Annotated in this window: 19 protein-coding genes and 3 tRNA genes; 8 read left to right on the plus strand and 14 right to left on the minus strand. The window is 64.3% G+C overall.

Features of this window, described 5'->3' with window-relative positions; genetic code table 11:
- Positions 1-123 precede the first annotated feature (123 nt).
- Positions 124-930 carry an exodeoxyribonuclease III gene (locus tag FDW81_RS04100; RefSeq protein ID WP_138132883.1) on the plus strand — a complete coding sequence of 269 codons (807 nt, stop codon included), beginning with the start codon at positions 124-126 and terminating at the stop codon, positions 928-930.
- 34 nt (positions 931-964) lie between these two features.
- Positions 965-1846: a hypothetical protein gene (locus tag FDW81_RS04105; protein ID WP_138132884.1), complete on the plus strand. Its 882-nt coding sequence runs from the start codon at positions 965-967 to the stop codon at positions 1844-1846.
- 8 nt (positions 1847-1854) lie between these two features.
- Here FDW81_RS04105 and FDW81_RS04110 read toward each other — a convergent pair whose 3' ends face one another.
- From FDW81_RS04110 to FDW81_RS04130, 5 genes are all read right to left on the minus strand, one after another.
- Positions 1855-2907 carry a LacI family DNA-binding transcriptional regulator gene (locus tag FDW81_RS04110; RefSeq protein ID WP_138132885.1) on the minus strand — a complete coding sequence of 351 codons (1053 nt, stop codon included), beginning with the start codon at positions 2905-2907 and terminating at the stop codon, positions 1855-1857.
- Between the two features lie 133 nt (positions 2908-3040).
- The gene (locus FDW81_RS04115) at positions 3041-3289 is read right to left on the minus strand and encodes a hypothetical protein (RefSeq protein WP_138132886.1); all 249 of its coding nucleotides are present in this window, start codon (positions 3287-3289) and stop codon (positions 3041-3043) included.
- Positions 3286-4182, minus strand: coding sequence for a carbohydrate ABC transporter permease (locus FDW81_RS04120; RefSeq protein ID WP_138132887.1), 897 nt, complete (start codon positions 4180-4182; stop codon positions 3286-3288). The genes FDW81_RS04115 and FDW81_RS04120 overlap by 4 nt, the downstream gene beginning before the upstream one ends.
- Positions 4179-5213, minus strand: a complete 1035-nt coding sequence (locus FDW81_RS04125) for a carbohydrate ABC transporter permease (protein ID WP_138132888.1) — start codon at positions 5211-5213, stop codon at positions 4179-4181. The genes FDW81_RS04120 and FDW81_RS04125 overlap by 4 nt, the downstream gene beginning before the upstream one ends.
- A 6-nt stretch (positions 5214-5219) precedes the next feature.
- Positions 5220-6506 carry an ABC transporter substrate-binding protein gene (locus tag FDW81_RS04130; RefSeq protein WP_138132889.1) on the minus strand — a complete coding sequence of 429 codons (1287 nt, stop codon included), beginning with the start codon at positions 6504-6506 and terminating at the stop codon, positions 5220-5222.
- 140 nt (positions 6507-6646) lie between these two features.
- Between FDW81_RS04130 and FDW81_RS04135 the strand changes: the two genes are divergently transcribed.
- A complete protein-coding gene (locus FDW81_RS04135) occupies positions 6647-8467 on the plus strand; it encodes a glycoside hydrolase family 13 protein (RefSeq protein ID WP_138132890.1) in 1821 nt (606 codons plus the stop codon).
- A gap of 18 nt (positions 8468-8485) precedes the next feature.
- Here FDW81_RS04135 and FDW81_RS04140 read toward each other — a convergent pair whose 3' ends face one another.
- From FDW81_RS04140 to FDW81_RS04165, 6 genes are all read right to left on the minus strand, one after another.
- Positions 8486-9097, minus strand: coding sequence for a hypothetical protein (locus FDW81_RS04140; RefSeq protein WP_138132891.1), 612 nt, complete (start codon positions 9095-9097; stop codon positions 8486-8488).
- Positions 9094-9669: a DUF6286 domain-containing protein gene (locus FDW81_RS04145; protein ID WP_240719929.1), complete on the minus strand. Its 576-nt coding sequence runs from the start codon at positions 9667-9669 to the stop codon at positions 9094-9096. Before FDW81_RS04145 ends, FDW81_RS04140 begins: the two co-directional genes overlap by 4 nt.
- Before the next feature lie 89 nt (positions 9670-9758).
- Positions 9759-10139: a hypothetical protein gene (locus tag FDW81_RS04150; protein ID WP_138132893.1), complete on the minus strand. Its 381-nt coding sequence runs from the start codon at positions 10137-10139 to the stop codon at positions 9759-9761.
- Positions 10136-10327 carry a hypothetical protein gene (locus FDW81_RS04155; protein WP_138132894.1) on the minus strand — a complete coding sequence of 64 codons (192 nt, stop codon included), beginning with the start codon at positions 10325-10327 and terminating at the stop codon, positions 10136-10138. The genes FDW81_RS04150 and FDW81_RS04155 overlap by 4 nt, the downstream gene beginning before the upstream one ends.
- A complete protein-coding gene (locus tag FDW81_RS04160; RefSeq protein WP_138132895.1) occupies positions 10324-10785 on the minus strand; it encodes an Asp23/Gls24 family envelope stress response protein in 462 nt (153 codons plus the stop codon). The genes FDW81_RS04155 and FDW81_RS04160 overlap by 4 nt, the downstream gene beginning before the upstream one ends.
- 124 nt (positions 10786-10909) lie before the next feature.
- Positions 10910-12508 carry a glycoside hydrolase family 68 protein gene (locus FDW81_RS04165; RefSeq protein ID WP_138132896.1) on the minus strand — a complete coding sequence of 533 codons (1599 nt, stop codon included), beginning with the start codon at positions 12506-12508 and terminating at the stop codon, positions 10910-10912.
- 652 nt (positions 12509-13160) lie between these two features.
- Here FDW81_RS04165 and FDW81_RS04170 point away from each other — a divergent pair.
- On the plus strand, positions 13161-14408 hold the full coding sequence (locus FDW81_RS04170) for a right-handed parallel beta-helix repeat-containing protein (protein WP_171027099.1): 1248 nt from the start codon (positions 13161-13163) through the stop codon (positions 14406-14408).
- Positions 14409-14485: 77 nt separating this feature from the next.
- On the opposite strand, the gene FDW81_RS04175 is transcribed toward FDW81_RS04170, so the two are convergent.
- From FDW81_RS04175 to FDW81_RS04185, 3 genes are all read right to left on the minus strand, one after another.
- Positions 14486-14561, minus strand: a tRNA-Phe gene (locus FDW81_RS04175).
- A 48-nt stretch (positions 14562-14609) separates the two neighbouring features.
- Positions 14610-14683 (minus strand) — tRNA-Asp (locus tag FDW81_RS04180).
- 91 nt (positions 14684-14774) lie between these two features.
- Positions 14775-14847, minus strand: a tRNA-Glu gene (locus tag FDW81_RS04185).
- Positions 14848-15011: 164 nt separating this feature from the next.
- Between FDW81_RS04185 and FDW81_RS04190 the strand changes: the two genes are divergently transcribed.
- From FDW81_RS04190 to FDW81_RS04205, 4 genes are all read left to right on the plus strand, one after another.
- Entirely contained in the window at positions 15012-16058 is a 1047-nt protein-coding gene (locus FDW81_RS04190; protein WP_138132898.1) for a PHP domain-containing protein, read from the plus strand.
- Between the two features lie 120 nt (positions 16059-16178).
- Positions 16179-17162, plus strand: coding sequence for a DMT family transporter (locus FDW81_RS04195; RefSeq protein WP_255467076.1), 984 nt, complete (start codon positions 16179-16181; stop codon positions 17160-17162).
- A gap of 9 nt (positions 17163-17171) precedes the next feature.
- Positions 17172-17600, plus strand: coding sequence for a metallopeptidase family protein (locus tag FDW81_RS04200; RefSeq protein WP_138132899.1), 429 nt, complete (start codon positions 17172-17174; stop codon positions 17598-17600).
- 10 nt (positions 17601-17610) lie between these two features.
- Entirely contained in the window at positions 17611-18531 is a 921-nt protein-coding gene (locus FDW81_RS04205; protein ID WP_138132900.1) for a cation diffusion facilitator family transporter, read from the plus strand.
- Positions 18532-18535 lie beyond the last annotated feature (4 nt).

Below are 18535 nucleotides of genomic sequence, written 5' to 3' on the forward strand. Positions count from 1 at the left end.
TCGCATGTGACTTAGGTCATTTCTGGTTGCGAATATACTCGGACTTCCTACTAACTGCCACAGGGCGGGCCCCCGGGCCTGGCACGGGTCCGCATTTCCGGTGCTCGCGGTAAGTTAGGAACTGTGAAGATAGCTACCTGGAATGTGAACTCGCTCCGCGCCCGCGCCGACCGCGTCGAAGCCTGGCTTCAGCGCAGCAACGTGGATGTCCTGGCCATCCAGGAAACCAAGTGCAAGGACGACAACTTCCCCTGGGAGCTTTTTGAGCGGATGGGCTACGAGGTGGCCCACTTCGGGGTAAACCAGTGGAACGGCGTTGCCATCGCATCCCGGGTGGGGCTCGAAGACGTTGAGCGCACCTTCCTGGACCAGCCAGCCTTCGGCAAGGCGGGCAAGGATCCCGTGCAGGAGGCGCGCGCCATGGCCGCCACCTGCGCCGGCATCCGGATCTGGAGCCTCTATGTGCCCAACGGCCGCTCCCTCGACGACGAGCATATGCCCTACAAGCTCAAGTGGCTGGAGAGCCTCAAGACGCACGCGCAGGAGCTCATCACAGAGGACCCGCGGGCACAGGTTGCCCTGATGGGCGACTGGAACATCGCCCCCTTCGACGAGGATGTGTGGGACATCGACCTGTTTATCAACAGCCGGTCCACCCATGTCAGCCCGCCCGAGCGGGCCGCCTTCCATGCTTTCGAATCGGCCGGCTTCGCAGATGTGGTGCGCCCCTACACCCCCGGGCCGGGCGTCTACACATACTGGGACTACACGCAGCTGCGCTTCCCCAAGAAGGAAGGCATGCGGATCGACTTCGTGCTGGCCTCCCCGGCGCTGGCCGCCCGGGTCACCGGCGCTTCCATCGACCGCGAGGAGCGCAAGGGCAAGGGCGCCTCGGACCACGCCCCCGTGCTGGTGGAACTGGCGGACTGATGACACCGTCCTGGACCCAAACAAGGAGACCGTGATGACCGGAAACCTCTACCGGGGCCAGGCCGGCCTGCCGTTCTCGTCCACCCTCCGGGTTTACGAACCATTGGAGGCGTTCCCCGAGGAGCAGCGCGAGGCCATCCAGGCGGCGGGGGCACGCACTGCCTCCCGCGCGGCCGTCGAAAATGCTGAACTGCTGGCGTCGCTCGGACGCATCACCCGTTCAGGGGGTGATCCCTTCCCCACCGGACGCACCGACTTGGTGCGCGTCACCACTGCGCCCGCGCCGGCAGGTGGAACGTCCGACGGCGCTGACGCCGACCCTGTGCTGCTGTACTGCCCCAGCCAGCTGGTACTGCGGGCGGGCCTGGCAGCCAATGCCCTGATGGAAGGGATCCACGGCCCCCTCGCTGAACTGCTGATCCCTGAAGAGCAGCGTGACAAGCACCAGGAGCGGATCGACCAGGTCAAGGCCCGCGACGGTTCCATCCGTGTGCACACCCGCGCATCCACCTGGGGAATCCCCTTCAGCTGGTTCTCTCTGTTCATGGAATCAGACCGGAAGGACGTGGTGGAGTCAGCCGGGCGGATCGTCACCGTCCGGGTCTGGGCCACCATTACCGATGCCTTGGAACGGGCACGTTACGCGGTGGCAAACCTGGCCCTGGCCGCTCCGGACCTGGACATGCTGGACGATCTGGCCCAGCTCACGGAGTGGCTTGAGCAGTTCCACGTGGACTCGATGGTGGAACTGGATTACGGCGCCGTGGCAGACAAGGTGTATCCGGATGACTCGCCCATGGACATCCGGCTTGGCATCGAGTGCCTCGCGGAAGGGGACATGACCGGAGCTGCCGCAGCCTACCGCCGCCTGGCCTCGCGCTGGATTCCTATCCGCCAGCTCGCCCGCGCTTCCTGACGCTGCGGCTAGGCCTGTGGCGGCGCGGTGGTCCTCCGGACAATCAGTTCGTGGGGCGCGACGGCGGACTGCACGGCTCCGGCCTGCCCGTCCAGTTCGTCAAGGAGCATCTTGGTGGCCAATTCGGCCTGCTCGTCCGGCCGCTGGCCAACCGTGGTCAGGCCCATGGCCTCGGCGAAGTCATGGTTGTCGATGCCCACCACCGAAAGGTCCTCCGGCACCCGCACACCAAGGCGTGCGGCTTCGAAAATCACGCCCATGGCCATCTCGTCGGAGGCGCAGAAGATCGCGGTGGGCTTCTCCCCTGGTTTCGCCCACAGCCGGCGGAAGGCCTCCTGGCCGCTGCGGACGCTGAAGTCGCCCCACTCATCCCACTCAGGGCGGGTGGGCAGGCCGGCCGCCGTCATCACATCCTTGAACGCAAGGATCCGGACGCGGGGAACGTCAAAGTTCAGGTCCGTCTCGTCGTCGCCGTGCAGAAGAGCGATGTTCCGGTGGCCGAGGTCGATCAGATGGCGGACTGCCGTGGATGCAGCGGCATAATCGTCGATTCCGATGTAGGAGCATTCCTCGACGTGGCCGCCCACCACTACCAGCGGAATGTCGATCTTCTGCAGGTGGTCCAGCTCGTCGTGGGAGAGGGCCATACACAGGACCAGCAGGGCATCGATCTGCTTGTAGACCATGGTCTTGCTGAAGAGCCGCTCCCGGTTACTGCCGTGCCCGCCCAGGTTGAACAGTGAAAGGTTGTAGTTGCGGGCGTGGAGTTCCCGGTCCGCGCCCTCAATGGCCTTGGAGAAAAACCAGCGGCTGACGAAAGGGGCCAGGACGCCGATGGTCCTGGTGCGCCCGGTGGCAAGGCCGGAAGCTGAAGAGGAAGCTACATAGCCAAGGTTTCCGGCCACCTCGAGAATTTTTTCCCTGGTGGCCGGCGAGACCCGCGGCAGCCCCCGCACTGCCCGGGACACTGTTGCGGTAGAGACTCCCGCTGCTGCAGCCACGTCCTCAATGCTGACTCCGCTGTGGCCGCCCCGTTGAGACCTTTCAGTTATGCGTGCCACGGTGTCCCCTCATGTACTTCCTGCAGGCATCCGCCCTGCTCCTGTGCGATGCCCTCTGCCATGGTATTTCGGGCGCCGGATGAATCGCAGTGTTACCTTCCTGCGGAAGGCAGGGCGGACCAGCCGGAAAGTACTACCTCCGGTCCGGCAACCGCCGCCGCAGCCGGACCATGCCATACAACGCAAGGAGCGTTGCCAGCAGGCCCAGGGCCCAGCCAAGTGCGGGCTGGGCCGTCACCTCCATCCAGACGGTGACCACGAGCAGGACCAGGGCCCAGAAGCCGAGGAACCCGATAATGATGTCAAAATCCTCGCCGGACCTGACGCGCCGGCGGTCGCCTCCCGCCCCGGCGGACCGGGAGCGGGAAGCATGGCCGGTCACTTGACTGCACCTGCCGTCAGGCCGGCAACGATCTTGCGCTGGAAGACCAGCACCAGGATCACCAAAGGAATGGTGACGATGGTGCCCGCGGCCATGATGGCCGTGTAGGGAATCTGGTTGGGCTGGGCACCGGCAAAGCTGGCAATGGCAACGGTGACCGGCTTCGTTGCCTCGTTGGACAGCTGGCTGGCGATCAGGAACTCGTTCCAGGATGAGATGAACGCCAGAATTGCCGTGGTGAAGATCGCCGGGGCTGCCAGGGGCATGATGACCTTCCGGAACGCCTGCCCCTGCGTGCAGCCGTCAACGCGCGCTGATTCCTCAAGCTCCCACGGCATTTCCCGGAAGAAGGACGTGAGCGTGTAAACGGTCAGCGGCAGGACGAAGGAGATGTTCGGGATGATCAGCGCCTGGTAGGTGCCCATCCAGCCGATGTTGGTGAAGAGCTGGAACAGCGGGGTGATCAGGGCAACGCCGGGGAACATTGAGGCACCGAGGATGAAGCCCAGCACCAGGTACTTGAACCGGAAGTTCAGGCGCGCCAGGGCGTAGGCGGCGAAGACGCCAATGATCAGTGAGATCACTGTGACAGTGACACCGATGATGATGCTGTTCAGCAGCGCCTGGCCGAACCGGTTGCCGAACGAGGTGTCGAAGGCCGTGATGAAGTTGTCCAGCGTGACGTGCGTGGGCCAGGGCGTGGTGTCGTAGGTGAAGCCCACCTCGCGGAAGGCCGTCACCACCATCCAGTAGGCAGGTGCCAGGCACCAGATGAGAATGACGGCGGCGCTGATGTACGTGCGGACGCTCGCCCATTTTTCCCTGTTCTGCGCCGTCTTGCGCCCCTTGTCCTGCTCCGCCCGCAATCCCGTTGAGGCAGCTGTGGTTGTCATTTCTTCCCCTTGCCGGTGGCTCCGCTTTGTTCCACCACGTTCGCCCCGAGGAAGCGCACAAAGATGAACGCGACCAGGAAGATGATGAGGAACGTAATGGTGGACAGGGCAGCCGCCGAGTTGAATCCTTGCCTGATCTGGTTGATCACCAGGATGGACAGCGTGGTGGTGTTGTTCGCACCGCCGGTCAGGATGTACGGAAGGTCGAACATCCGGAGCGCATCCAGGGTGCGGAACAGGATGGCCACCATGAGGGCCGGCTTCACCAGCGGAAGCGTGATGAGGCGGAACCTCTGCCAGGCGCTGGCACCATCAACCTTCGACGCCTCATAGACCTCCGCCGGGATCATCTGCAGCCCGGCCAGGATCAGCAGCGCCATGAACGGCGTGGTCTTCCAGGTGTCGGCGATGATCACGGCCCACTTGGCAGGCCACTCGCTGCCGGTCCACAGGATGGAGGCGTTGAACAGCTTGTTGATGATGCCGTTGAAATCGAACATAAAGAGCCAAAGCTGGGCCGTAACGGCAGTGGGGATGGCCCAGGGGACGAGCACCGCTGCACGGACCAGGCCGCGGCCCTTGAAGGTCCGTGCCATGATCATGGCCATCCAGAAACCGAGGACGGTTTCAAAAGCGACGGTGATGACCGTGAACAGGAAAGTGGTTCCGGTGGCAGTCCAGAACTGGCCACCCAGCGTACCGGGCGGGCAGGCCACGGTGCCGCCGCCCGGAGCGGCGCACTGCTGGCCCAGCCAGTTCACGTAGTTCTGGATGCCGGCCGGGCCGCCGGCAGTAAACAAGCCAGTGACGGGATCCAGGCCCGCATCCTTCTGGAAGGACATCACGATGGCGCTGATGATGGGGTAAACGATGACGACGCCCAGGGCGACGATGGTGGGTGCCAGCAGCCAGGAAGCCCACTTGCCCTGGCTCAGAATCCGGTTGTCTTCGCCTACGCCCTTGGGACCGTGATGGACCTCGGGCGTGCCCGACGCCGGCTTGACCGGCGTCGGGCCCAATTCGGTAGCCATGGCTTGTTACGATCCTGCGCCGGCGGACTCGATCGACTTCTGCATGTCGGCCAGGGCATCCTTGGCCGGCTTTTCACCCTTCAGGGCAGCGTAGGCGTTCTCCTGGATGGCCTGCGTGACCGCGGGGTAGAACGGGGTGACCGGGCGGGGAACAGCGTTTTCGATGGAGGTCTTCAGTACCGGCAGGTACGGCAGCTTGGAAACCAGCTCCTGGTCCTCATACAGTGCGCCGAGGACCGGCGCCAGCGAACCCTGCGTGGCGAAGAACTTCTGCTGCTCTTCCTCGACCAGGAACTTCACGAAGTCCAGGGCGGTTGCCTTGTGGTCCGAGTACACACTGATGGCTGCGCTGTGGCCCCCGAGGGAAGAAGCGCCGGGGCCGTCCTTGCCGGGCAGGGCAGCCATGCCCAGCACATCCTTCACCTGGGATGATCCTTCAGTGGTTGCCAGGTTGTAGACGTAAGGCCAGTTGCGCAGGAAGAGGAGCTTCCCTTCCTGGAAGGCGCGGCGGCTTTCCTCTTCCTGGTAGGTGATGGCTTCGGCCGGGATGTTCCCGTTCTTGAAGGCCTCCACCAGGTTGTTCAGGCCTTCCTCGGCCTCAGGGGTGTTCAGGTTCGGCTTGCCCTCGTCATTCAGGACGGAGCCGCCGGCGGAGTTGATGGCCTCGGAAGCGTTCACCGTCAGGCCTTCATACTGCTTGAACTGGCCGGAGTAGCAGCCGATGTTGTTCTGCTTGGCGATGGAGCACATCTCCATCATCTCGGCCCAGGTCTTGGGTGCTTCCGGGACCAGGTCCTTGCGGTAGTACAGGATGCCGCCGTCAGAGGAGACCGGTGCCGCGTAGAGCGTGCCCTTGTACGAACCGGCCTCGATGGTGGGTTCAAGCATGCCCTCGGTTTCAACAGCCATCTTGTCCTTCAGCGGCTGCAGCCACCCCTTGGCTGCAAATTCGGCGGTCCACACGACGTCGACGCTGGCCACATCGTAATCCGCGTTCTTGGCCTGGAAGTTCTGGACGAGGTCGTCATGCTGCTGGTCGGCCTGGTCAGTCTGCTCCTTGAAGGTGACCTTTTCGTCCGGGTGGGCGGCATTCCACTTTTCAATCAGCGGCCGCACCACGTTGCTGTTGTCCTTGCCCTGGACGTAGGTGATGGGTCCCCGGCTGTCGAGATTGGCTTCGGCGTCACTGCCGCCTCCGGTGGTCCCGCCGCCACCTCCGCCGCCGCATGCGGTCAGGGAAATGGCCAAGACGCCGGCGGTGGCAGCCGGAAGTAGGAATCTAGGGGTTTTCATTAGCTTGAAGCTCCTCGCTGAGTGACAAGTAAGTCGACAGTGCGCTTGCTAGGTGAGGTTGATGTGGTGACGCTCACACTAGTAAGGTTGCGACAGGTAATGCAAGCGTTTACATCAAAAAGTTATCTGAGAGGAAGCAAATGACCAACCCGGCCGTTCCCACTGACAGCCCAGCCCGCCGGGAGTGGTGGGCGGACGCCGTCGTTTACCAGATCTACCCTCGGTCCTTCGCGGACGGCAACGGTGACGGCATGGGCGACCTGCGCGGTGTCATGGACCATCTGCCGTACCTGGAGCGGCTGGGGGTGAATGCCATCTGGCTTTCGCCCTTCTATAAATCGCCGCAGGCGGACGGAGGATATGACGTGGCCGACTACCGCCAGGTTGATCCCCTCTTCGGGTCCCTGGCTGACTTCGATGCCATGTTGCAGGAAGCTCACCGGCGCGGCCTGAAGGTGATTGTGGACCTGGTTCCCAACCACACCTCGGACGAACACGCATGGTTCCAGGCTGCGCTTGCTGCGCCACCAGGTTCTCCTGAAAGGGACCGCTATATCTTCCGCCAGGGAAAGGACGAGGTGCCGGGTTCCGGGGACGGCAACCGGGCACCGAACAACTGGAAATCAATCTTCGGCGGAGCCGCCTGGACCAGAGTGACGGAAGCGGACGGATCCCCAGGGGAGTGGTACCTCCACCTTTTTGACACCAAGCAGCCGGACCTGAACTGGGAAAACCATGAAGTCCGGGAGGAAATGCGCTCGGTACTCCGCTTCTGGCTGGACCGGGGAGTCGACGGCTTCCGGGTGGACGTTGCCCACGGCATGGTCAAGGAACCGGGCCTTCCGGACTGGGAGGGCGTGGCGGCAATGGTTGAGGGCACCGCGGCGGACGGCAAAGTGGAAGTGAGAAGGGAACCCTCCCCGCCCGGCGACGCACCCGGAGCGCATACAGACGCGGAGGAGCCGCACCGCGCCGTTTCCCCGGTTTATCCGCCCTCGCCTTTCTTCGACCAGGACGGTGTGCACGACATCTACCGGGACTGGCACCAGGTCCTGTCCGAGTACGGCAGCGACCGGATGATGGTGGCCGAAGCCTGGGTGGAACCAGCAGAGCGGCTTGCCCTCTACGTCCGGCCGGATGAGATGCAGCAGGCCTTCAACTTCGATTTCCTGATGGCGGGGTGGGATGCCGAGCGTATGGCGGAGGCGATTGAGGCGTCCCTGAAGGCAGGGGCTGCGGTGGGGGCACCCTGCACCTGGGTGCTCAGCAACCACGACACCGTCCGCCACACCACCCGCTTCGGCCTGTCCGATCCCACCACGTTCCCCAAGGGCATCGCAGCTGATGACGAACAGCCGGATGCAGCGCTGGGGCTTGCACGCGCCCGGGCTGCTTCCCTGGTCGAGTTGGCCCTGCCCGGTTCCGCCTACCTGTACCAGGGCGAGGAACTCGGGCTTCCAGAGCACACCACGCTTCCGGCCGAGGCGCGGCAGGACCCCACCTTCTTCCGCACCCACGGCGCGGAAACGGGGCGGGACGGCTGCCGGGTCCCGCTGCCGTGGGCGGCGGACAAGCCCGGCTTCGGCTTCGCGGAATCGTTCCCGGGCGAAGCCGCCCTGCCGTGGCTGCCGCAGCCGGAAAGCTTCGGCCCCCTTGCCGCCGACCAGCAGGATAAGGAGGAGGGCTCTACCCTGGAGCTTTACCGGGCGGCACTGGCCTTCCGGTCTGCCCGGCACCTTGGCGCCGGTTCGCTGGAATGGGCGGAGATCAACGCACCGGACAGTGGCCTGCTGGCCTTCCACAACGGAGACGTCCTGGTCCTGGCCAACATGGGATTCGCCTCGGCCCCCATCCCCGATGGCTATTCCGTGGAGCTCTTCAGCGGACCTGAGCCGTCGTCCGAGTGGGGACTCATGCATGAAGTGCCGGTGGACTGCGCGGTTTACCTCACCAGGAACTGAAGCTCCGGGTACTGGGGATCAGCGGACGCGCTCGGCCCTGCTGAAGCGCGTCCGCGCCCCGGCACCAATATGGATGAGCACCGGAATCTTCCTGCCCACCACGGCCTCGAGTGCTTCGACCAGTCCGGCAACCTCGGCAGCGAGCAGATGCGGTGCCACGCCCTGCCGTGGCTGGAGGCGGACCTTCAGGGCCGGGGAACCCTTGACGTCATAGGTGACAACGGTGGCGCCGGCGAGGTCCGGCCTGCCGGCAAGGGCATGCTTGAGGGCCTGCTCAGCCACTCCCCCGCCGATCCGGACGTCGCCCGGAACGCTGCCGGGATCGTACTCGGCGGCGAGCAGGTTTGAGCGGCCTTTGCCCTGCTGGGCGATCCAGGCCACCATGAGGGCGATCAACACCAGCAGGGCAAGTGCAACCAGGATCCACAGCCAGCTCTCAGACCGGCCAGGGAACCGGGTGGCGTTGAAGGCCCCGTTGACAGTGTTCCAGACGCCCGCGGACCAGGAGTGCCACCATCCGGCAACTGCCGGCACTGAGGCCAGAAGCATCAGCAGTATGCCGACCGCCAGCAGCTTGAGGCCCAGAACAGTTATCAGGATCCGGTTGAGGACGCTTGGCGTGCTGTTCATGCCCCGATCACCCCGGACGGCGCCACATTGACCCGGACCTCCGGTGAGGGTTCGAGCCCCATGTCCCCCAGCTCGGCCTTCACTGCGGCCAGCACTCTGTCCTCGTGGACAGGCACCCCGGATGTGGGCCTGACATTCACCTGCACCTGCCGCTGCGAAACCACCACCATCACCTGTTCGGGTGTGACGTTGGCGGCGAGCCGCGCCCGGCGGGCCAGCGAGGACGCGATCACTTCGTCATCCACCACAACGGCGGGACCTGCACCGCCCCGGCCGCGCGCCAGCACATGCCGTGCCCGACGTCCGGGCAGCACTCCGTGGAGGAAGAACATCAGGCCCAGCATTGCCAGTACGGCACCGATGACCCCCAGCAGCAGCGGCGAAATTCCCGCAGGCAGGGCCATGATCCGTTGCGCGGCCACTTGGGGTTCAATGAGCCATGCCGGCTGACCGATGGCATGCACGGCGGCTTCGAGCAGGCCATAGGCGGCAAGGGCCATGACCACGACGGCGGCAATGGTCGCCATCACCGCACGCGAGGAATGGGTTTCGCGGTAAATGATCCGGTCCATGTCCGGTTCGTCCGCCCCCCGGCCCCCTGCTGACGCCCCGGGGCTGTCCGTACCGGCGTCTTCCGGGCGGGGACTTTGCTGGAGTGTATTCAATGAACCCGGCCTCCTTCACTGATCCTGACGCCGCTGATCCTGATGTCCACGCGGCTCAGCCGCGCGCCGCTGAGTTCAGTCACGGTAGCGAGGATGTGGGCCTTGGCGCTGAGGGTGCGGTCCCAGATGGAGCCACCGAGCGCATCAACCCGGCCAGGGTTGGAAGCCACCGTCCGCAGTGGCGGCACGCTGATCGGCGTGACGAGGGACAGTGCCAGCAGCCCGTCGTCGTCGGTCCAGTCCGCCCTGACGTCCTGGCCGTCGACGCCCAGTGCCTGGGCGGCGGCGGCTTTCGCCAGGCTGGTCAGTGCCTGGGTGCTGATCCTGTTGTGGCCGTTGAGCACCCGGGCCCGCACGGCCGGCGCGGGCGAGGTCATGAGGACGAGCGCCGGCCGATGATGGCATCCAGCACGCCGCGCAGGTCCAGCTTTCCCTCGGCAGCACGGCCCAGCAGCGCGCCGATGGCCATGAAAAGCAGGGATACCAGGAAGCCCCACAGGCCGAACTGAAGGGACATGAAGGCGACGAAGGCGCCCATCGCCGTACCTGCCACGGTGAGATTCACAGCAGCCCCTCCCTTTCGGTAGAGCCGGCAGTGGCCGGTTTCACGGGAGGCGGCACGTAGACGTCCGTGACTTCCACATTCACTTCTATCACCTGAAGCCCCACCAGTTCCTCGACCGCACGGTAGACGGCCGCACGCACTTGGTCGGCCAGCGAGTGGAGGGGCGTTCCGTAACTTGCGACCAGGCTGATGTCCACGGCCACCTGGGTTTCCCCGACTTCCGCGTGGACGCCCGCCGCATGGTCTGAGCTGCCGACGGCATCGCGGATGGCGCCCAGGGCACGGGACGGCACAGTGCCCAGGGAATAAACGCCTGGAACTGCCCTGGCGGCGATCCCAGCCACCTTGGCAACTGCTGTCTCAGAGATAACGGTGCGCCCCAGTGCGGGCGCCGGAACAGGAACCGGGACACTTCGGCTCCGGATACCTGCATCGGGTTGTGGGTTCTGGTACTCCATCAGGCACTCCCCCTTCTGTTGTTTCCAACCCTATCCCTTGGTTGTGACTTAACGGCAGCAGGCAGGGATGCACGCAACACGCACATCCCCGCCTGAGTTTCATCTGCGTCTAGGGCAACAGCTTTTACTTGTAGTGGCCTTCGCCGCCAACCTTGACGTTGGTGGGCAGGTAGCCGAACGGGCCGAGGCCGTTCTGGCCGAAGCTGCGGTCCACCTGGGTCACGCCGTTCTTGAAGTTGATCTTCACGGTCGGGGACAGCGAACCGCCCCTCACACCGTTGACGTTGTCGATGAAGGACTGCACCAGGCCGTTGGGCTGCACGTAGTGGGAGTAGGCCTGGAACTGGCGGCCGTTCTGCTGGCTGGAGATGGTCCCGCTCGGGTTGTTGGCCGGCAGGTTAAGGTCGGTGGGCGACCCGAGTGCCAGGCCGGAGTTGTTGACTGGCTGGTAGTCGGAGCGGACGCCGTCGCCCACGAAGCCATAGACGCCGTCCGGGCCGCGCATGCCGGCGGCGTAGGTGAACTGGTGGCTGATCGTGTACAAGTAATACTTGTTCTTGCCGTCTTCGTTCTGGATGAAGATCTGCGGACGCTCAGTCTGGTCGTTCACGCAGTTGGCGGAGAGGATCGGCGGCAGGAACGACCACTTGGTCAGGTCCTTGTTGTCCGCGACCGCGAGGCCCACGTTGCCGGTCTGGTACTGCGCGCCGGAGGCGTTCACGTCCGCAACGGACTCGGCCTTGGCGTCTCCCTCGCGGTAGCCCAGGTCCTCCTTGGTGCACTGGTATTCGCCGCGGTTGCCGGCGGTGTTGCCTTCGAAGACCATGAAGGTCTTGCCGGGGTGGGCGGGATCAGCGAATGTGAACGGGTCGCGGAACGCGAAACCCGGGTTCTGTTCCTTGGTCTGGTACATCTGGCCGTCCGGCTCAAGCAGCTTGGTGTGCTCGAAGCCGTCGAACCACACGCGCTCCCCGTTGGCGTGGATATTGCCCAGCGCCTTGGCGATGGCCGCGTCCGGCGCAATGCCGCCGCCGCCCGCGTTCCGCTCTGCAACATCGTGGAAGGTTGTGGCCGTGTAGAACACGTTGACGTGGTTGCCCTGCATCAGGCGGGTGGAGCCGGACCATTCGGTGTTGCCGATGGAGGAACCATCCACGAAGAGGTGTCCGCCGTAGTTCCACTTGTCCTTGGCCGGGTCGGCGTTGGTCCTGCGGAAGAAGAAGCCGATGCGGGCGTTCCAGTGGCGCTGGTCAAAGTTGTAGCCGGCGTGGCGGTCAGCGACGAGCGAGAAGATGACGTCATAGCCCTTGTAGCTGATCTGGTTGGCATTCTCGTCCGTCAGGGACCAGGTGTCCCAGACCCAGACATCCTTATTCATGCTAGGGAAATCCTCGGGGATTTCCGGCATGGTGACGTCCGGACTCATCGAGTTCTGCCCGGGCGTCACCGTGGTGTCGCTCTGCGCCATGATCTGGCTGGCATCCGCGCGGGTCCACTTGGAGGTGAAGTCCGACGCCGGGTCGAACGCTTCCTGGGTGTGCTCGGTGGGGAGGGGGAACCCGGGGGTCGGGGCCGGCATCTGCTCGACTGCAGGGGGATCTGCGGGCTCATTCGCCCGGGCCGGCGGGACGGCAAGGAACGCCGAGGCTGCGACCGATGCCGCCAATGCTGCGGCGGCGGACCGCCGCCGCAGCATCCAGGGTAATTGGGGGTGCTTGTGCATTTTTGCTCTTCTCGCGGGGTTGAAACTGTTCGTGGAAGACGGGCTGATGCCCTGGTCCTCTACGCAGGCGATCCCGACCACGGAGCGTCGTCGGGGACGCCGTTGTATCGGGACGGGACCTGAGTGCGGTCCCGGAAGCGAGTCCGGAAAGATCCGGGCCGGGGTCCACGGTAGCCAGCAGTGGAAGGACTGATCAAACCGTGTTTCAGCGGCGAAATAGGACCCTAAGGCCCGTGAGTGCAAGCGCTTACGCAACTTCAAAGCGCGCGCGTGCCACAACGGTTTGGCGATCGTCAAGTGTGTCCTGCCCGCCCGCTTTTTGAGCAAAATGTCACTCCTTGTCCACCGCCCGTTTACCACAAACGGACCTGGGGCCCGCAGCCACCGCGGTCACCGCCTCCCACCCTGGTGGTCAGCCGGTGGGGGTACTGCAGACGGTGCCCATGATGCGCCTCCTGCTCCACGGGACAAAGTAAGGAGACAGATTTAGGGGACAACCAGGCAGGAAAAACCCTAAAGTTGTAGTGCCCGCTTACAACCAGAAGGCAAGATGGACAGGACTCTTAGGCGCCGGAGGTTCCTACAGGGCGCTGCCGCTCTAATTGTGGGCGGCTGGGCGGTCCAAGGCGTCACCGGGTGTGTCAGGAGCACTGTGAAATATGTGAGTGCCGAGGGTTCGGACAGCAACCCGGGCACCCAGGCTGCACCGTGGGAGACCCTGGTGAAGGTGCGGTCCGCCATGGACAGCGGCGAGCTTCAGCGCGGCAGCCAGGTGCTTTTCCGCCGGGGCGACACGTTCTACGGCTATCTCCACGAGCCCACCCTGCAGGGTTTGTCCGGCGCCCTGGTGCTGGGTGCGTACGGAAGCGGAGACCGGCCGGTCATCAGTGGCTACAAAATCAGCAAAGCATCCTGGATTCGGCACACTGCCGGGGTGTGGAAGCTGGATATCACCGCAGGCTCGGGCGCTTACACCGGCAACACCATGGGCGCGTCCACCAACGTGGGCTTCCTCAAGGTTTCAGACACCATAAGGGGCTGGAAGAGGTTCAGCCTGTCGGAGCTTGAGAACCCCTGGGATTTTTACAGTGACGAAACCTATGTGTACGTGAAGCGCAACGGCAACCCGGGCGCAAACGTACATATCTCCGTCCAGCAGGATGGTTTGCGTCCTGCACCTGACAGCCACATCACGGGCCTTCGGATCGAGGGACACGGCGGGCACGGAATCAATGTCGGAAGCAGCCAGCGGGTAAGTATCCGGGATAACCACGTCACCGCGATCGGCGGCTCGGCGCTCTCCGGCACCACCCGGTATGGCAACGGTATCGAATGCTGGATCGGTGCGGCGGAGGTGGACATCCGGGAGAACACCATCCGTGAAACCTATGATGTCGCCTTCACCATGCAGGGTGAAGCTTCCGGCAGCAGCGTCTCGTGGGAAGACATCCGGTTCCGTAACAACCGGGTGGAAAACTGCAACCAGAGCTTCGAGATGTGGTCCAAGGGCACTCCGTCGCCAGTCAACGGACACATCCGCTGCTCGTTTACTGACAACATCTGTGTTGACGCGGGCTATTCATGGGCGGCAACCATCCGGCCGGACAGGAACGGCAAGGGCACCCACCTGCTGACTTACAGCATGGAGCTCCCCTGCGATGTGGAGATTACCCGCAACCAGTTCCTCGGTGCGCGGGACCACTACACGCGCAACGGCGACGACGGGCTGGTTCCCCCGGGTCTGGACATGCACCACAACATCATCAAGCTGGCTGCGGGGAAGAAGATCGCCTACCTGCATCCAGAAACTATTGAACAGGCAGCACGGTGGACGGCAAGGACCGGCAAGGAAAAGGGCAGCGTGGCACAGCGCCTGCCGGCCACAGCAACCAAAGAGTGATTTGGGCGGCGCCGGAAATATTAAAACGAAGAAACCCCGCAATTCCCGAATAATTACGGGACTTGCGGGGTTCCAGCTGGTGGCTCCGACCGGCGTCGATCCGGTGACCTTTCGATTTTCAGTCGAACGCTCTACCAACTGAGCTACAGAGCCTAGGTGACTAGTCACCATGAGAGCCGGAATGTCTTCCAGCAATCAGAGCGACCCTGACGGGACTTGAACCCGCGACCTCCGCCGTGACAGGGCGGCGCGCTAACCAACTGCGCTACAGGGCCTTGCGTTTCTTGCGTCAGCAGTATCTCTACCGCTTTTTTCAAGGCTTCCAGCCTACCAGACTTTTTTAGCCTGTTTGACCAGTTCCTTGCGTACCCCCAACGGGATTCGAACCCGTGCCGCCGCCGTGAAAGGGCGGTGTCCTAGGCCGCTAGACGATGGGGGCCAGAACCCGTTCGGAACAAAATAAAAGGCGTAAAGCGGGGCTTTCCGTCTTTGTCCTTTGCGTTTCTCCGAACTGGACTCTAAAACTATAGGGCCTAGTCCGGAATTATCCAAAATCGGCCAAAACACCGCCCCTGAGTGCGCAGGACAGGTGAAGATGGACAGATGGATGCCGTAGCAGCCCTCAACGAGATTGCCTTCTGGCTGGAGCGCGGACGCGCTGCCACCTTCAAAGTCCAGGCCTTCCGCAAAGCAGCCGCCGCCATCAGCCCGCTTCCTGCGGAGGAAGTGGCTGCGCGTGCCCGGAACGGGCGCCTGAAGTCAATGAAAGGCATCGGTGACCGGACCTACCAGGTGATCCGCCAGGCCGTGGATGACCAGGTCCCGGAGTACCTGGCGGACCTCCGGGAGAAAGGCGCCAAGCCGCTCGCTTCCGGCGGCTCCATCATCCGGGATGCGCTACGGGGAGACCTGCACAGCCACAGTGAATGGTCCGACGGCGGATCCCCCATCGAGCTGATGGTGGCTGCCGCGGGGGTTCTAGGCAGGGAGTACCTCGCGCTTACGGACCACTCCCCCAACCTCACCATCGCCAACGGGCTTTCAGCCGAACGCCTGCTGCAGCAGCTGGACGTGGTGGACGAAATCAACAACGGCAGCCAATCCGGCTCCGACGGCCAGCCAGGAACCGGGGTGCGGCTGCTGACCGGCATCGAAGTGGACATCCTGGAGTCCGGGGAGCTGGACCAGGACCCTGAGCTGCTGGACCGCCTGGACATCGTGGTGTCCAGCGTCCATTCGAAGCTCCGGGCCGACCGGAAGACCATGACCCGGCGCATGCTCGGCGGAATCCAGGACCCGCACACCAACGTCCTGGGTCACTGCACAGGCCGGCTGGTGGAGGGCTCCCGGGGGACGCGTCCGCCGTCGGAGTTCGATGCCAAGGAAGTCTTCGCCGCCTGCGCGGAAAACAATGTGGCAGTGGAGATCAATTCCCGGCCTGAGCGCCAGGATCCGCCGGACGCGCTGATCCAACTGGCGCTGGACGCAGGGTGCCTGTTTTCCATCGACAGTGACGCCCACGCTCCGGGGCAGCTGGATTTCCTGCAGTACGGCGCCGAACGCGCGGAGCGGAACGGCGTCCCGGCAGACCGGATCATCACCACCTGGCCCGTGGGGCGTCTCCTTGAGTGGGCTGGGCCGGGCAACTAGCCCTACTTGGCTTGGACGAGGGGCTTGCCCCCGGCACGGTCGATGTCTTTGGCAGGATGTTGGCCAGAGATGGCTGATTTCCGCCAGTCCGCTGCACGATCCTCCGGTTAGATTGGCTTCATGCCTTCACCCAGTCCCGCCAACAGCACCGCCCCCGTACGTCCCGAAACGGTTGCCAGCCCGGTCAAGGCACTGGGGGTTGCGGCCATGGTGGTCACCGTGGTGCTCTGGGCGTCGGCCTTCGTGGGAATCCGGGCCATCGGCCCGCACTTCTCCCCGGGCTCCTTGACCCTTGGCAGGCTGGCGATTGCCGCCGTCGTGCTGTCCCTGCTGGTCCTGCCCCAGCTCCTGAAGAGCCGGCTCCTCCCGAAGGGCAGGCAGTGGTGGCCGATCATCGCCTACGGCGTGATGTGGTTCGGCGGGTACAACGTGGCGCTGAACGCCGCCGAGCACGTGCTGGACGCGGGCACCAGCGCCCTGCTCATCAACGTGAATCCAATCCTGGTGGCCATCATGGCGGGCTTTTTCCTCAAGGAGGGCTTCCCGCGGTGGCTCATCATCGGGAGCCTTGTTGCCTTCGCCGGGGTGGCGCTGATCGCCTTCGGTTCCAGCCAGGCGTCCCCCTCAGGGGAACGTCCGACAGCCGATGTGGCGGGCGTGCTGCTATGCCTCCTTGCCGCCGTGCTCGCCGCCGTCAGCGTCATTATCCAGAAGCCGGTGCTGCGGAAATTCCCTGCCGCCCAGGCCACTTGGTTCGGGATCATGGTGGGGGCCCTGTGCTGCCTGCCGTTCACCGGCCAACTGGTCGCAGAAGTGCAGGCCGCGCCGCCGGCGGCTGGCTGGGGGCTTGTTTACCTGGGGATCTTTCCCACGGCGATTGCCTTCACCACGTGGGCCTACGCCCTCTCGTTGGTGGACGCCGGGAAACTGGCCGCCACCACGTACCTGGTGCCCGGAACCACCATCCTGATTTCCTGGCTCCTGCTGGGCGAAATTCCCACGGCACTGGGCCTGGTGGGCGGGCTGGTCTGCCTGGTGGGCGTGGCGCTGACCCGGCGCAGGAGCCGGCAGGATCCGGGAACGGGACCGGCCGCTTCCAGCTAAAGTCGGAGTATGCCAGCCAGCCTGCCGCCGGGTCTGCCCATCATTCCCGAGGGTTCCCGCGAGCCCCTGCACTTCACCATGTCAGCCGACGAGTTCGAGTCCGCTGTCCAGGACGCACTGGACAGTATCCCGGAAAAGCTGGCACGTGCCATGGACAACGTGGCGGTGTTCATCGAGGACGACTATGTGCCGCGGCCCGGGGAGGACCCGGACACCGTACTGCTGGGGCTTTACGAGGGCGTGCCGCTGACAGAACGCGACTCCTGGTGGGACGCGGGTTCCCTGCCTGACAGGATCACCATCTTCCGTGAACCCATCCTGGAAATCTGCGCCTCGCGGGAGGACGTCATCCACGAAGTCGCGGTGACAGTGGTGCACGAAATCGCCCACCATTTCGGAATAGACGACCACCGGCTGCACGAGCTTGGCTGGGGCTAGCCTTGTAGGCATGGGACACAACCACGGCCACACGCATGGCATCACGGCAACCGGCCGGCACCGAAAGCGGCTGGTGGCTGTGCTGGTGATCACCCTCACCGTGGTCCTGGTGCAGGTTCTGGGCGCCGTCCTTTCAGGATCACTCTCCCTGCTTGCCGATGCAGGCCATATGCTCTCGGATGCGGCAGGCGTGACCATCGCCCTGCTGGCCTCGTGGATAGCAGGGCGTCCTGCCAGCGACCAGAGGACGTACGGCTACCAGCGTGCCGAGGTGCTCGCTGCGATGGCCAACGCCTTGATCCTGGTGGTGATTTCGGTGGTCATCTTCAGTGAGGCGCTCCGGCGGATCGGGGCTGCGCCGGAAGTCGAAACCGACATCATGCTGTTCGCCGCCATCCTCGGCGCCGCCGCCAACGTGGTTTCCCTGGTGATCCTGCACAGGGCGCACCGGGAAAGCCTCAATGTGCGGGGCGCCTACCTGGAAGTGCTGGGCGACCTCCTGGGTTCCTTCGCGGTCATCGCAGCGGCAGTGGTAATCATGGTGACCGGCTTCAACGCTGCTGACACCATCGCCTCCGTCCTGATCGCCCTGCTGATCCTCCCCCGGGCCTGGACACTGTTGCGCGATGTGGTGGATGTCCTGCTGGAGGCCAGCCCCAAGGGTGTGGAAGTACAGATGATTCGTGAGCACATCCTGTCCGTCGAGGGCGTGACAGACGTGCACGATATCCACATTTGGACGATCACCTCCGGCGTTCCGGTCTTTTCGGCACACGTGGTAGTGGAAGACGGGGTGCTCAACGCGCGTGGAGCAGACCAGCTGCTGGACAAGCTGATCACCTGCCTGGGCTCACACTTCGATACCGACCACTGCACCTTCCAGCTGGAGCCTGCCAGCCACTCCGATCACGAGGCGCACCAGCACGCCTGACCGG

The sequence above is a fragment of the Pseudarthrobacter sp. NamB4 genome (assembly GCF_005796185.1).
GTDB lineage: Bacteria > Actinomycetota > Actinomycetes > Actinomycetales > Micrococcaceae > Arthrobacter.

Excerpts from the sequence above, each read along its gene's own strand:
- FDW81_RS04195 (WP_255467076.1), top strand. The coding sequence starts at position 16,179 with ATGCCTTCACCCAGTCCCGCCAACAGCACCGCCCCCGTACGTCCCGAA.
- FDW81_RS04105 (WP_138132884.1), top strand. The coding sequence starts at position 965 with ATGACCGGAAACCTCTACCGGGGCCAGGCCGGCCTGCCGTTCTCGTCC.
- FDW81_RS04145 (WP_240719929.1), bottom strand. The coding sequence starts at position 9,669 with ATGGACCGGATCATTTACCGCGAAACCCATTCCTCGCGTGCGGTGATG.
- FDW81_RS04160 (WP_138132895.1), bottom strand. The coding sequence starts at position 10,785 with ATGGAGTACCAGAACCCACAACCCGATGCAGGTATCCGGAGCCGAAGT.
- FDW81_RS04200 (WP_138132899.1), top strand. The coding sequence starts at position 17,172 with ATGCCAGCCAGCCTGCCGCCGGGTCTGCCCATCATTCCCGAGGGTTCC.
- FDW81_RS04120 (WP_138132887.1), bottom strand. The coding sequence starts at position 4,182 with ATGACAACCACAGCTGCCTCAACGGGATTGCGGGCGGAGCAGGACAAG.
- FDW81_RS04190 (WP_138132898.1), top strand. The coding sequence starts at position 15,012 with ATGGATGCCGTAGCAGCCCTCAACGAGATTGCCTTCTGGCTGGAGCGC.
- FDW81_RS04150 (WP_138132893.1), bottom strand. The coding sequence starts at position 10,139 with ATGACCTCGCCCGCGCCGGCCGTGCGGGCCCGGGTGCTCAACGGCCAC.
- FDW81_RS04135 (WP_138132890.1), top strand. The coding sequence starts at position 6,647 with ATGACCAACCCGGCCGTTCCCACTGACAGCCCAGCCCGCCGGGAGTGG.
- FDW81_RS04125 (WP_138132888.1), bottom strand. The coding sequence starts at position 5,213 with ATGGCTACCGAATTGGGCCCGACGCCGGTCAAGCCGGCGTCGGGCACG.
- FDW81_RS04140 (WP_138132891.1), bottom strand. The coding sequence starts at position 9,097 with ATGAACAGCACGCCAAGCGTCCTCAACCGGATCCTGATAACTGTTCTG.
- FDW81_RS04165 (WP_138132896.1), bottom strand. The coding sequence starts at position 12,508 with ATGCACAAGCACCCCCAATTACCCTGGATGCTGCGGCGGCGGTCCGCC.
- FDW81_RS04205 (WP_138132900.1), top strand. The coding sequence starts at position 17,611 with ATGGGACACAACCACGGCCACACGCATGGCATCACGGCAACCGGCCGG.
- FDW81_RS04130 (WP_138132889.1), bottom strand. The coding sequence starts at position 6,506 with ATGAAAACCCCTAGATTCCTACTTCCGGCTGCCACCGCCGGCGTCTTG.